The organism is Aquimarina spinulae (assembly GCF_943373825.1).
Classification (GTDB): Bacteria; Bacteroidota; Bacteroidia; order Flavobacteriales; family Flavobacteriaceae; genus Aquimarina; species Aquimarina spinulae.
Genome location: NZ_CALSBP010000001.1, coordinates 805,216 through 820,492 on the forward strand (window position 1 = coordinate 805,216; position 15,277 = coordinate 820,492).

General features: G+C 34.2%; 5 protein-coding genes and 1 pseudogene. 4 read left to right on the plus strand and 2 right to left on the minus strand.

Features of this window, described 5'->3' with window-relative positions; genetic code table 11:
* The first annotated feature begins 16 nt into the window (after positions 1–16).
* The 4 genes from NNH57_RS03655 (at position 17) to NNH57_RS03670 (ending at position 13,187) form a co-directional block, all read left to right on the plus strand.
* Positions 17–9,832, plus strand: a complete 9,816-nt coding sequence (locus NNH57_RS03655; RefSeq protein WP_254504097.1) for a hypothetical protein — start codon at positions 17–19, stop codon at positions 9,830–9,832.
* Complete coding sequence (locus tag NNH57_RS03660; protein WP_254504099.1) at positions 9,795–10,868, plus strand: RHS repeat-associated core domain-containing protein; 1,074 nt, start codon at positions 9,795–9,797, stop codon at positions 10,866–10,868. Before NNH57_RS03655 ends, NNH57_RS03660 begins: the two co-directional genes overlap by 38 nt.
* Positions 10,868–11,398 carry a hypothetical protein gene (locus tag NNH57_RS03665; protein ID WP_108808715.1) on the plus strand — a complete coding sequence of 177 codons (531 nt, stop codon included), beginning with the start codon at positions 10,868–10,870 and terminating at the stop codon, positions 11,396–11,398. Before NNH57_RS03660 ends, NNH57_RS03665 begins: the two co-directional genes overlap by 1 nt.
* 739 nt (positions 11,399–12,137) lie before the next feature.
* Entirely contained in the window at positions 12,138–13,187 is a 1,050-nt protein-coding gene (locus tag NNH57_RS03670; protein ID WP_108808714.1) for a tyrosine-type recombinase/integrase, read from the plus strand.
* A 215-nt stretch (positions 13,188–13,402) separates the two neighbouring features.
* On the opposite strand, the gene NNH57_RS03675 is transcribed toward NNH57_RS03670, so the two are convergent.
* Entirely contained in the window at positions 13,403–14,119 is a 717-nt protein-coding gene (locus tag NNH57_RS03675; protein WP_108808713.1) for a hypothetical protein, read from the minus strand.
* A 13-nt stretch (positions 14,120–14,132) separates the two neighbouring features.
* A pseudogene (locus NNH57_RS03680) lies at positions 14,133–15,203 on the minus strand (RHS repeat domain-containing protein); the annotation flags it as partial.
* Positions 15,204–15,277: the final 74 nt, after the last annotated feature.

Here is a 15,277-nt window from a genome sequence, read left to right on the forward strand (position 1 = left end):
CTCGAATACACACAAAATGAAAAAAATATATACTGTACTTTTTCTGTTACTTAATGTAATAGGATATGCACAATCCAATGCTGATTTGTTGATAGAAACATCTACCAATGCTGCATTGGTAGTTTGTGGAGATGAAGTAACTTTTACCATTAAGTTGACTAATAGAAGCAATGCTGTTTTATCCGGTATTATATATAATTCTACGTTACCGAATGGAATTACTTTGGTAAACTCGCAATATCCTAATGGTAATACAGCTAGTCAGATAAAGTTTTTAATACCAGATATCCCGGCTAATGGAATTACCAATTTCACCTATACGGCAAAAGGAAACTGTACGTTACTAACTGAGTTTGATGCCGCAACACAAACTAATGAGACATTTGTTGTAAGAAATACAAATTCAGTCGCTTATAAGGTAAACGCGGGAGCAGAACAAACAGTAACAGGTACTTCAGAATCGTATAATGTTAATTTCCCAGAATTATTTGTAAAGGTAAAAGATCAGGATGTTAATATACAGGTAGGTATATTAGAAAAAGATACCGATGGCTCTGTATTTAATAGAGAGATTGAAGTAAGTAATAGTGGTCTTGGAGCTGTGAGTGAGTTTAGATTATATGTAGACTACGATGTCAATATTGATTTTAATGAACTTAAATTATCTACAGGTCAAGTATTGGTACCGGTTGGCCCGGCTGTTACTTCTCCTTTAGGAACGGGATTACAGCGTTTAGAATATACGATTACTAATTTTTCAACAATAGGAAATGGTAATGCTGTTTTTGAACAAAATGAAAGATTGACATTTATTGATAATGTTTCCCTAAAGGCAGGGGATTGTTTTCCGTCTATGGCTACAAATTATACTGCGGTATATGGTTGTAATACTACATTTTGTGAAGCCGTAGATGATAAAGATGCGACTTCTGTAAATTATTTGAGTTTTGTTCAAGGATCTCCACGTTTCTTGACTGAAAGATCAACTCTAGTAACAGGAGATTTATGTGGAACTCCTGCTAAACTAAGATTAAAATATACAAATGTAGGAAATGGTTCTAGTTTTACTACTGCAGATACTGCTTTTGATATATATTTAAGTGTTAGTAAAGATTTGGGGCCATATGAGTTATCAATAAATGGAATATCCTTAGGTAGAATAGAAGGTAATAATTATAACCATAATTTTTACAAATTTTCAGATAACCCAGGCGGTATATTTTCATCTGATCCTGATGGTGTTGGTGTTGGTTTAGACGATATAGATAAAGATGGAGTTTATGATGATTTACCAGTTGGAGCTTCATTCTTTATTGATGCTGAACTAAGCCTGACATGGGGACCGGATGAAAATATATCTTATGAAGCTCCTTTTATAACCCAGGTATACGGTAAAACTAATGATTGCGGATCAAATACTTTTGTTAATCAATATATGAGGTTAACTTTCCGGTCTACTGAAAACTCTGCTGCAAGCGCTGTTATACCAACTGAATTAGCAACGAATCAATCAGAAACATTAATCTTTAAAGTTAATTATCAAAGAATATTGGATTTCTTTCCAGATGATTTACTAAATCTACCTGAAAATTTTTATTCAAAAATTAAACTCCCCCAAAATTATGAAATTACTAATGTAGTATGGAAGGACAACCAAGGCGTTTCTAATGTAGTTTCAGCTAATCAAATAGGTACTGATCTATACGAAATTAAAGCTGGAGGTAAGAGTGGACAATATGAAGTTACTGTTACTGTTGGGTGTAGTGATAGTTTAGTAGAAACAATAGAAGATATCGATTGGAATATGTATCTCGATATCTGTAACGATTATAATAGTCTTGAACTTGTTGAGATTGCTAATGTTTCATCATCAATTTTCACATCCTATGAAAGATGTACTACTGATCCAGGAGGAGGAGGAGGAGGTTCTTGTGATTTTGAAACCAATACATTTGAAGTTAATAGAAATACTTTTGGGTATGTAGATAGGTATAATGGAAAACCATTTTATAAAGCAAATGAATTAAGCTCAATACCTAAAGTAAATGTTAACACTCCAGGAATAGAATTAGATGCCGCATATCCTCAAGATAAGATTCTTATTGAATCTACAGGGAATTTAAATGCTAGTAGTGGAGATTCTTATAATGAAATATCTTTCGAAATAGCTTTTAACCTTCCTGATGGGGTAAATCAGAGTTTATTGTCTCATAGTGACGATGGGTTTTTAGTTATTGGGGGAGTGAACTATACTTTGACCAATCCTAATGTGTCAATTGATAATAGAAATAGAATTACTTATAAGTATTCAGTCCCAGTTAGCTCAATTTCATCTTCTGTATCGTTGGAAGTTAAAGATTTACAATTACAATTTAATAAAAAATCAACTATAGCATTAGAAAGAGGAGTGTACGACCTACCTGTGTTTAGGGGTAAGTTTTCTGGTAAAAAATCTGGCAGTGATGTAGATTGCGGGACTTCTAAAGGAGATACTTTTAAAATATTGATTCCATATGTAAATTATAGTTTTAGAGGGACAAATATTCTTGAATGCGATCTTCAACTACAATTATCAACAACATATCGAACTAATTCTGCAACAGGATCTGATGATTTTTTAAATGAGTATAGGCCACAGTCTTTTTTACAAAGTATGGATGTTACTTTACCTGATGGGTATAGATTGAATTTTGATAACCCCGGTGCTGTTTATTATGATTATGATTATAATTCAACAGATTACCCACTAAATGTTATTCAGCAATCTCCAGGTAAATTTACTATAACTTTTGAAGACGTCTTCGTGTTTTCAGGTAACCGTTCTTATAAAACTATGAAGTTATTTGCAAATATGGAACCTATATGTGATGGCAATTATGTAATTCCTCCTTTTAATACAGGGGTTAATTATACTATAGATAAAGTTCTTTATATAGATCCTTTTGAAGATTCTGAACAAGTTATAGATCATTATCAATCTACAAACTTAAGTCCTACTAGAAATATTAGAGAATATTATAACCTACCGATTAGTGTATCTTCTAATCAAGTTCAAGAAGGTTTTGAGCGAACTACCGATTGGCCGGTACAGTTTTGTAACATTAGTGAAACAAGTAATTATTGGACAAATATTTCAAATACTTGGATAGCTTTAGAATTAAAGAATGAAGATCAGAGTACCATTTTGGTTGGTGCTAGAGATGAAAATGGTAATAGTATATCGCAAGAAGATATTATATTTTATGGACCTATAAACCCTCGTTCCGGTAAACCTAGAAATATGTTGGTTCGAATAAAGGATTCAAAAGTGGCAGCGAAAACCTGTATCACTATTTATCCGATTGCCGAATATCGAGTTTGCGAAAATGATGTACAACAAAACATTGATCTAATCTCTAGTTGGTCATGTGATTCCTGGCCTCTTTCTGGAGAAGCATATGATGAAATTTCAGAGTTGACAGCTGTAACTTCAATAAACAATCCAGGAGTATTAGCCTGTCATTTCGAGGTAAAACAAGATATAGTAACGCTACGTTATAAAACCGGAGGAATCGATTGGGAAGTAAACCGTTTGGCAAATGAAGTAGATCTTTGCGAGAATATTGCTTTTGATGTAAAAGTAGTAAGCTCTAAGTTTGCTAATGTATATGATACCAATGTAACTGTAGATTTACCAGTTGGAGTTTCGGTTTCAGATGTAAGTACGATAACCTATACCTATAATGGAGCTTCAGCTACAGTACCAGTTTCTTTTATTCAGCAAAATGTATCAGGTACTCAAGATCTAATAATCAAAGCATCAGACTTAGTAACTTCTTTACTTGTCGCTTCAGGAGATCTTGTTGATGCTACAGAAAGTACTATTCCAGGGATTCGTTTGCAAGGTAAGAACGAGATTAGTTTTAGAATAAACCTGAATTCCGATTGTAACTATAATCCAGGAAAACCAGTTCAATTTTTCTTAGAAGGAACGACCAACTGTTCAGAAAATATCAATCTTCAGTTTGATCGTTTTATTCCGCTTAAAGGATTAACTACTCCAGATATAACAGTAGATATTACGGGTAGTAACTTCTTAGTTTGTAATGATAGTAATGAAGTAACAATAGCAGTAGTAAATGCAAGTGTTAACCCAATTGCTCAACAGCAATTGGTAGTTACATTACCAACCGGGGTTACGTATGCAAACGAGGTAAGTGGTTTCCCTGCACCGACAAGTACTACAGCAACCACAGTAACCTGGAGTCTAGCAGATTTGGATACTAATAAAAATCAAACTTTTAAAATAAATACCCGTTTAACCAATCTATCGGGAACCAGTTTTGAGTATCAGGCAGAAACTATACAAAACGGGCAAGCTACTTGTATTTCAAACAATCAGGTTTGTGACCTTGAGGTTACTACAGCAAGTGATACTGTAGAAGTGGTAAACTCTCCATTTCCGGGAATAACGATCAATACATTAAGTAGTTCTCCTGTGTGCGAAGGTGAAGACGTGGTGGTAGAAGTTGTACTTTCCGGAGCATTAGCAGGAGGAAGTTATACCTATACCTGGAATGTACAGCCTATATCTTCTAATGGTAATCAGTTTACTTTTAGACCATTAAATTCAACATCATTACAGGTTACTGTACAATCTGCAACAAACCCTGCACCTAATTGTAGCGGTACTGCAACTGTAGATGTAGAAGTATATCCAAGTGCAGAGATAAACCTTACTTTGGTAGATGGTATAAGTTGTTCTGGTAAGTCTGATGGTAAAGTTACGGTTAGCATAACAGGAGAACAAGGAACCGGGTATTTAGAGCAAGAACCTTTCGAAATTGTAAATTCTACATATCCTAACCTGGTTACTATTGGTCAACAATTAACAAATGGGCAGGAATTAACTATAGAAAATATACCCGAAGGAAACTTTAGCATTACATTCAAAGATAATTATGGGTGTCAATTTGAAAAATCAATAGCGATTGGTGTTGTAGCTAAACCCATAGATGAATTATGTGTTTCGTTATTACCTTGTGATGTGACAAGTGGTAATATAACGGTATCATTTAGTACTTTAGATGTTCATCCATCTCTTACAGGAACAAATTATACAGGAAGAATATATAAAATTACTGGAGGAACGTCTGAAGATATTGTAACCTATACGGGAACATTTCCTGATACACAAAGTCACGAACTTATAAATGCAATTGTTGGTGATTTTTATTCTATCGAACTTACTGCAACTAATGGCTGTATATTTAGGACTTCTTTTGTGCCAAAGACTATTGGAGCAAGCATAAAAATTGAAGATAATAATGGAGATCTAGAAGTTTGTTTTGCCAATGACACTTTAGATGTAAACTTTGAATTAAGAAATAATGGGAACGGCTGTTCAATTTATGCTGTTTCAGGGTATACTGTATTCTTTGGAGGAGTAGATGATGAAGGTGAATTCGTAGGAACACCAGAAGTGTTTAATGATATTCCTTCATTAGGAAGTGATCCTACACCATTTCAATTACAGAATGTTGGTCCCGGTAATTATAAAATTTTTGTACAACCAAGTGCGGTTTCATCCTATAGTGGAGATCTTGGAGTTTGTGGAGAATCTAGTTATTTTAATATAAAGGCGCTTTCTAACTTATCTGTAGATACGATAGCGAATAATCCACAATGTGCGGGAGAAGATTCAGGTAGTGCAGAAGTTGTGGTAACAGGAAATTCTGGTGCTGTTAGTTATGAATGGACCAATACAGCAGGAGAAGTGGTTTCAGTAGGATATATTGCTACGGGACTTATAGCTGGTGAATATAGTGTAGTAGTAGCAGATGAGAGTGGATGTGGAGCAACAGATCCTATTAAAGTAATCTTAGAAGATCCAACGCCTTTAGAAACTCCAATAATAGAAGATATCCAAACCAGTTGTGATGCAGTTTCAGGATCAGGAACAACGGGAGGCACAGTATCTGGATATACATCAGGTACCGCACCCTATACATTTACATGGTATTTGGTAACCGAAGAAGAAGTTCTTCCTCCAGACGGAGATCCCGTTATTGAATTGGTAGAAGAATTAAAATATCAAGAAATTGTTCAGGAAGGTGGTACATCTAGTTATCCCGGTATTACACCAGGTAATTATAAGGTTATCGTAACAGATGCCAATGGTTGTACTGCAGAAACAGTAGTTACAGCAGTAACACAACCCCCTGTAAGACGTAATTATAATATATGTTTAAGTTGGGTATCTCCGACTCAAAAAGAAAGAAATGATACAGAACCAGATACTACGCGTACGGTTAAACCTATAGGACCATCTACATTTAATCAAGCGATTGCATCAAAAGTAGAGCTTTGTGTTGTTGAAAATGTAGATAAGTTAGAGGCTAATGTAAATGAGGTTCTTTATAATACAGGTGGATTAGACGATGAGGTGACGTTAAAATATACTCAGGGAACGAGTGATACATATCACTTCACTCTATATTATTATGATCGTGCTGGTAACCTGGTACGTACAGTACCACCAGAAGGAGTTCGCACGGTTAGCGATCGTAGTGCAACCGCACATACATATGTTACGGGATATGACTATAATAGTATTTCACAATTAGCCAGTCAAAACACACCAGATGGAGGTACTTCACAATTCATATATAATGATATTGGTCAATTATGGTATTCTCAAAACGAACGCCAGCAACGAGAAGGAGTATTCTCCTATGTGGTATATGATGAACTGGGTAGAGTGCGCGAAGGTGGAGAAGCCAAATTAAATGGGAAAATATTCCCTGCCGATTTCTTGATTAATAATCAGGCGAATCCACAAGTGGCAATCAATTTACCAATGGTTGATAAAACTGAATATATTCAAACTACTTATAATGATAGAGTAGAAGAAATTTCTTATCGCGATCAAAAACAACGTTTTTTACGTAATAACGTAAGTTTTATTAATAATAAAGATAAAAATGGTAAGCTTACGAAAACATATTATAGCTATGATCCTCACGGTAATGTAGAGTGGTGTATACAGGAACTTCCCGGAATCGGAAGAACAACTGTTGCCTATACATATGACTTAGTATCGGGTAATGTAAACGAAGTTCATTTCAACAGAGGGCGAGTAGATGAATATCGTCATAAATATACCTATGACGAAGATAATAGAATCGTATCTGTAAAAACGTCTAAAGATGGTTATGTCTGGGATGAAGATGCTCGATATGATTATTATCTACATGGCCCATTAGCAAGAACCGAACTAGGTGAAGATAAGGTACAGGGATTAGATTTTACCTATACCATTCATGGATGGTTAAAAGGTATCAATACACCAGACCTTGCACAGAATGCGTATAACCCAGATGCGAATAATAAACGTGGTGATGCCGCAACAAAACATGCCAAGGATGAATTTGGTATGGCATTAGGCTATTATCGTGGAGATTTTACTCGTGATGGAGTATTAAATTCTGGACTTACAGCAGCCAATCCGTTTAATCTGGAAAATGCAGTAAACGGCGTACAACAGAACCTATATAATGGTAATATTAGCACCTGGACTTCTCAGGTTGCAGAAGAAGCAAAAGAGAAAAACAGAGCAAGTTACCTTACCGGAAATAGCTACCATTATGACCAGTTAAACCGAATCAAATCATCAACTACACAATTATATAGTGATACCAATCAAACTTATGGAGCTATTGGAGGTAGTGCCAATGCCTTTAAAACATCTTACGAGTATGATAAAAATGGTAACCTACAACGATTAAAACGTCATAAGGATGATGGGCAGTTAATAGATGATCTTACGTATCACTATAATCTTGAAGATCCAAACCTATCAAATCGTTTAACATATGTAGATGATGCTGCAGGACAAGTAAGCACGGTAATCAATGATTTACCTGATCAAAATGTAGGAAACTATGAATACGATGAAACGGGGCAGTTAATGCGTGATAATAGCGAAGGACTACGTTACGTATGGACAGCTGCTGGTAAAGTATCAGAAATTATCCCGGATAATACAGCTAATCCTGATACGCAAAAAGTACACATGTCATTTACTTATGATGGTATGGGTATGCGTGCGATGAAGCAAGTAAACCGTATGCCATATAATGCGACTGGAGAAGGTCCGCAAATTCATAATCCGGCAGCAGTAGAAACAACCTATTATACTTGTGATGCCTCTGGTAATGTAATGGGAATCTATAAGCGTGAGGATGTTAAGGTAAATCCAAATGATGCAACCGATAATACGTATACAGCAACATTTAGTATCTCAGAGCGACCTATTTACGGTAGTGATCGTGTTGGTCAGGATGTCTTTAACGAAGTGATCTATACACGTACTTATGGATTTGGTGCTATAGAAAACTATGAAGAGGTAGCTGTACAGTTTATGAGTAACATCACAAACGCATTAGACAATGTATTCTTAGTACAAAACGATAGTAAAGAGTTAACAGATACAAACGGTGCTGTAGTGCAGGTTCCTGGAACCAAGATGGCGAAAGCTAAAGCAGATCGAACGTTTAATGCATTAGAATATGAAGCTTTACAACAAGAAAATGAAGCTATTGTACCTATAGTGACAGATAATAATGTTTTCTTAATCGAGGATACACAGGGTGAAATAATAAGCTATGGTGCAGTAGCGACTAATTACTTTAGTACTGATCCCGATCGTTCTGTATTATTGATCTACGATGCATCAGGTAATCTGGTACCAGGATTAGAAACTATTAATGTTGATACGGCTACATCAATTGATCCACAAGCAAAAACGGTAGTGGTAAAACACCCATCTAATCCTAGTGAATATTTGATATTCTATAGAGATACAGCTTCTGGGTTACATTGTGCAACCTTGCGTAATAGTGGTGGAGTATCGATTACAGGTCACCAGGATTTTGCCTATAGTAATTATGGGCGTCATATGGCAGTGATCCAGGATGAACAACAAAAAAAGGCGTATCTTTACGCCACCATGCATACCGAAGGTACTGTTGCAGCAGATGGTACAGTAACAACACCACCAGGAACCAACCTGGTTCGTTTTACGATTGGTGAAACAGGAGCTGTTAATTTTGATGGTACATTGCTGCCAGCATACTTTGATAGTTTCGATGCAGCAGGTAATGGAGAGTTGCAGATCGCAACCGATGGTACAGCAATAAGTGTGTATCATAACACTTCCTTACCAGCACAGTGGACCGCAGCTACAGATGCAGAAATTCGTACCTGGCAGCTCGATCCGGATACGAAACTACCAGTAGTAGCAAGTGTATCGACTATTGCAGTAACCAACGGTAATATTGGTAAAGGTTCTTTGATAAACACAGGAGATGATATCTACTATACACAGTATACGCAAGAGGTAACAACCAATGCAGATACCAAGGTCGTAAAACGAGCTTCAGATGATCAGGTAGTAGCTACTAACGCCTTAGGGGACCTTAGAGTAAATAAGGATAATAAACTCTACCAGTTTGTAGGTACAACAAATAGCGGACAGGAATGGAATCTAGATACTCAAACCAGTACAGCGCTAAATAATTTACCTACTGCTACAGGAGGAGTTACAGGATACCAACCATATCAACCGTATACCATTCTTACTACAGAAGATGAGGCAACCAGTGGATTGGTATATCGTGATCTGGGTAATAAGTATTACGAGATCAAGGATCACCTTGGGAATGTACGAGTAGTAGTAAACGATCGTAAAAATCTGGATCCTGCTACAGGAGACTTAACGGCTAAGGTAGAAAGCTATAATAGTTACTATCCGTTTGGGATGCTACAACCTAATCGTCATAAAGACTTCTAAATCCTATAGATATGGATTCCAGGGACAAGAAAAAGATGACGAAATCAAAGGCGAAGGGAATTCTGTAAACTATAAGTATAGAATGCATGACCCTAGATTAGGGAGATTCTTTGCAGTGGATCCACTTACATCGAAATATCCTTTTTATTCAGCATATAGTTTTAGTGGTAATAGGGTTGTTGATGCTTTTGAATTAGAAGGATTAGAACCATTTATGCCAGGTGTTTATGAATCTACTAGGGCTTTTAGAGAAAAACACATGGGTACCGCCTTTGTTGAACAGGATGACAAGGTTATTACAATAGGTCTGCTGGGAACAATGACCATTATAACAGGAGGAGCACTATTACCTGTTATGGAAGGTGCATTAGGTAGTAGCTTATTATGGGCTTCTAATCCAGGTAATCAAGCTCTGCTATTCGAAGGAACAGCCTTTACATCTGGTTTAGTTTTTGGTGATGCTTTGCCTGAAGGTTTGTTTCTTAATTCAGGAATGGATGAGACATCCAAAGTTATAAGACGTATTGCAGGAGGACTAGGAGATGATATAGTAAAAAATACTTCTTCTGTGCTAAGAGAGATTAGAAAAAAGATAAATCCTTCTGGAAGTATGGCGAATTGTGTTGATTGCGCAATTAATTTTCATAGAATGGTAGCTCAAGGAGCTAATGACATAATCGCAGCACCATCAAGTGGCAAACCAACGGAAAAAATAGGGTTTTATATGAAAGAAGTTTTTGGGTGGGGTAATGTTTTTGATGAAACTATAAACCATAGGAATAAAGAAGGGATTATAGGCTTATCAAATAATTTGTTTCATCATTTAGAAAATGTAGGACAAGAAGTAGTTACTATTTTAGGGAGGTTGAAAGAGCCTAGAAATGGAATTACTGATCATGTTTTTAATGCAGTAAGAGATGGTAATGGAGTTTGGAAGGTAATAGATGTTCAAAATGCTACGGAACCTGCAAATTCATTTATAAACAAAACTTACAATAATTTAAAAGTTTACCAAGCAATAATAGATAACAACTAATGATTTCAGAAGAAGAAATAGAAAAAATAATTAGTGATTTTAGACCAAAGGAAGGAGAGTATAAATGTTATAGATATGTTAAGGACGGAGTATTGTTCTTTAATTTTTCCCCAGAAGATGTTGATGATAGAGAAGCTCAAGCTGGTGGAGGAGACAATAGAGGTTTTCCAACTATTAGATTGAGTACTGGAGAAATAGAATATATTCATTATTTAGATTTTCCTTTAGAATTGTTTGATCAGATTCCAAAACCTAATTGTGAGCTAATTATCTCTAAGATAAAAAAAAGAAAATTCATTAATCTAGGGGATATATATAATTTTTCACTAGACAAATTTGGTGAGGATAACCCTGAAGATGTTATTTATTATAAGATAGAAATAGATGTTATAGGTATAGAGTTTTTTAATGAAGATGTTAGAAAATCATATGAATCTTTTTTTAATCAAGTAGGGGCAAAATTTATAGTCAACACTAATGATAAACTAGAGGTATTAAGAGAATTGCCTTGCTCCACTAAGGGTGATTAACCTCAGATGACGCTAGTTTGTCAAAATAACAGATACCCCCCGATGGTTCTAGTATGTGAAAGTAAGGGCTACCGCTAAGCTTGGCTTAGTTGCGTGTAAGAGTAAGCAAACAAAAGCTGATTAGAGATGGTCAGCTTTTTGTATTTTAGTCTAATAAGTAGGAAATATAAGTTTCGTAACAAGAGTGGTTTATATTTTGTAAGGGCTGTAGTTTAAACCCCGCTCTCCGAAGAGTGATTAAATAAAAGTTATGATGCTGCGCAAAGTCTCCTGACTTCGCGTTAGCGTATAGTAATACAGATAAAAACAGTTACAGGCATTTAGTTTGTAGCTGTTTTTTTTATGTTTTATGGAGTTCTAAGAATATACTAACCTAGCTTTAGCATCCCTAATCATAGCATCAATAGTAAAAAGGACATGTTCTCTATCAGTATCAGGTAGTTTTTGTATAGTTAGTACCCCGCTCTTCGAAGAGTGATTAACTTAAAAACGTGATGTTACGCAACGTCTCCCGACTTTGCGTTTGAGTACAGTTATAGTATGCATAGAAATGATAAAAGCTACTTAGAAATAGGTAGCTTTTGTCTTTATATCAAACAGAGTTTAATCGATATAAAATGTGTTTTATATCGATTAATATAAAAAAAATAAAAAAATATTTACCCAGTCCCGAAAAATGAAACTCAGGACTCGTATTCTTGTTAGAGTAAATAATGTAGTGAGGCAAGAATATAAATAAATGAAAAAAATAGTTGATTTAATACCTCTTTTTAAACAGTTTATTCGAGATTCTGAAACAGGAAAGCGATTAAAAAAAAATGGGAATAGAATTACCTCGGGTACTATCGATAATTACCGATATGTATTGCATAATTTGATTGAGTTTTCCAGCTCTTGCGATTTTGATTTACGAATCTGTGATGCACAAAAACTAACAAAGCGAGAATTTGAATCTGAAAAGAACTATTGGAAGAAGTTCTATCGAAAATTCTCTGATTTCATGTATAAAAAAGGATGTTATGATAATTATGTAGGTAGTAATATGAAACAGATACGTACCTTCTTTAATTACCTAAAAAATGAAAAACATTTTAATACTGGCGATTTTCATAAGCTTTTATATGTTCGTAAAGAAGAAGTAGATATCTTAGTGATATCTCCAGAACAATTAAAGTTCTTGATTCATAACAAAGAATTTGAAACTATACTTACTCCTCCCGAAAAGCGTATCAAAGATATTTTTGTATTTGGCTGTACTACAGGTTTGCGTTTTTCTGATATTTTTTTGTTAACGACTAAAAACTTTGAAATGCAAAATGGAGATTGGTATTTAAAGGTTAAAAGCAAAAAAACAAAAGCCTACAGCTCGGTAAAATTACCAGGATATGCAGTGAACATCTACCAGAAGTATAAATCTAAGAGTGCCAAAATTACTTTGTTTACTCCAATAACATTATATAGCTTCAATAAAACGCTAAAAAGTATCGGTGAAAAAGCAAATTTTACTGCTCCTATAGAGCTTTCTAGGGAGCGACAGGGTAAAACCTATACTGTCTATAAAAATACTCAGAAAAAGCCAGAACGTTTTTGTGATAAAATGAGTTCTCATATGATGAGACGTACAGCTATTACCACTTTACTAATTTTAGGGATGCCAGAACATTTGGTACGTACCATAAGTGGGCATAGTGCTAATAGTAACTCCTTTTATAGATATGTACATTTTGCTCAATCCTATGTAGATAAAGAGATTGAAAAAGTATACAATAAGTTAGAAACATACGAGTAGTAGTTTTTCTGCTAAAAAAATATCTTAAATCATAAAATAACAAAAGCTACCCATTTCTAGGTAGCTTTTAGCTATTAGTATAGTATTATTTCTTACTCTTATCGCGATTACTCTTACGTTGCCAATCTTTATCTCCACTAGTCAAAGACGTAGCGGTAGCAATCACTCTAGTGCTAGTCAAGCGGGGGGTAAAACCCCAACTATCTATTAATTATTTAAATTAGGTCTAATGTTTTCAACATTTTTTTCTGCTTATCTCTATGTTTAGAATAATCATCATTTATATTTTCGAATAATAGTACTTTAAATAAACCATTATTCATTTTATTCAATTTATATACAAAATCTAGTTTTTTAATAAAACCCTCATCAATAATTTCTCCGAACCATGAACAGTATCCAGCTATGTATGAAATACCACCTTTAAAAATACTTCTACCATAATTTTTTGAAATATCTATACATTTTTTATCCCAAAAATCTACATTAAAACTCAGTCCCTTTGTAGTTTTATTATTCATTTCATAAAATAATATAGACTCTTCATCTTGCCATTTCACATCATAATAATTAGTCAAAACAGCATAGCATATATTATTCAATCGTGACACAAAATTCTCGATTTCAATAACCATCTCATTATTATAGCTAAAATAATAAGAACAACAAAAGATTTTAGTGTCATTATAATCAATTTTAGATAGATGTAAGCTATAGTCATTTTCTAAATTAATTATTAATCCATCATTACTTTCGTTATCTATAATTTGTTTAAATCCAGAAAAATATTCGTCATTGTTAGTTACAATACTTTCTATTACAACATCATTTTTTATTAATTCATGAAAATCCAAAAATGTTTTTTTCTCACAACTATAAAATTTAAATATTGTTTCTTTTGAATAATCTTTAACTTTCTTTTTAAATATCATTTTGTTGACTGAGTTATAATTTTGAATCAATATTCACTTTTACATTATTATCTTTACCGTGCTTAATTAATTTTTGAAAATCGTCATAATATTTACCTCCTTCTTTAGTGAATTCTTTTAGTAGTTTATCAGGTACTAATATATCTAAAACTCCTTCCTTTGGTGAGTAATTTATTCCTTTAAATTTAAATCCATTAGATACCTTGTTCGCTATTTTATTAATGTATCCCTTATATGTACTTAAAGAAAATTTATCTGCTTTAAAAGTTTTAAAAGAAGAAAAAACATTTCCTTTAACAAAATCAAAAGACGGAAAATTTGGAGATATGTTATCTAACCATTGCCATCCTTTATATTTAGTAGTTGCTGCGAATCTTTCAATTAATCTCCCTCTCGTAGTTCCATAAAAATTAGCAAACATTTGCTTAATCGCTGTGTTTGCAAAAGATTTTTGCATTACCTTTCTAAAAGTTCGGGAATAAATTCCACCTCCTACAAGGGCCAAAGGGTAGTCAATTAAACTAGAACCTTCTACATGAGTTGCATCAAAAGGTATGTCTAAGGACATCCTAATTGTTTCACCACCTAATAACCAACTTACATCATATTGGGCAAAATGTACAAATTCCCCATCCATATATGATGTTTTTGCTCCACCAGTAAATTTTAAATGGACATCAGTTTCATCATCAACTAACCCCATTCCTTTAAGTCCTTTCGCAATTCCTAAAATATTTTGTGTAAAGCTACCCTTAAATTTTTCTTGTACATTTCTTGGGTTAAGAACAAAAATTTTCGACTTATCATATCCTTCTAAAGAATTATTTATTACAATTCTTTTTTCTAGCCCTTCTAATTCAGTAGCCCATATTACACTATTTTCGCTAAAAGAATAAGGACTATTCCATGGGTATTTTATAGCCAACGGATCCACTGCAAAGAATCTCCCTAATCTAGGGTCATGCATACGATACTTATAGTTTATGCTATTCCCTTCGCCTTTGATTTCGTCATCTTTTTCTTGTCCCTGGAATCCATATCTATAGGATTTAGAATCTTTATGACGATTAGGTTGTAGCATCCCAAACGGATAGTAATCAAAATCTTGTTTACATCAGTATTTAAAAGAACTTTGGCAATTTTTATGAGAACGAAAAT

Excerpts from the sequence above, each read along its gene's own strand:
- NNH57_RS03670 (WP_108808714.1), top strand. The coding sequence starts at position 12,138 with ATGAAAAAAATAGTTGATTTAATACCTCTTTTTAAACAGTTTATTCGA.
- NNH57_RS03675 (WP_108808713.1), bottom strand. The coding sequence starts at position 14,119 with ATGATATTTAAAAAGAAAGTTAAAGATTATTCAAAAGAAACAATATTT.
- NNH57_RS03665 (WP_108808715.1), top strand. The coding sequence starts at position 10,868 with ATGATTTCAGAAGAAGAAATAGAAAAAATAATTAGTGATTTTAGACCA.
- NNH57_RS03655 (WP_254504097.1), top strand. The coding sequence starts at position 17 with ATGAAAAAAATATATACTGTACTTTTTCTGTTACTTAATGTAATAGGA.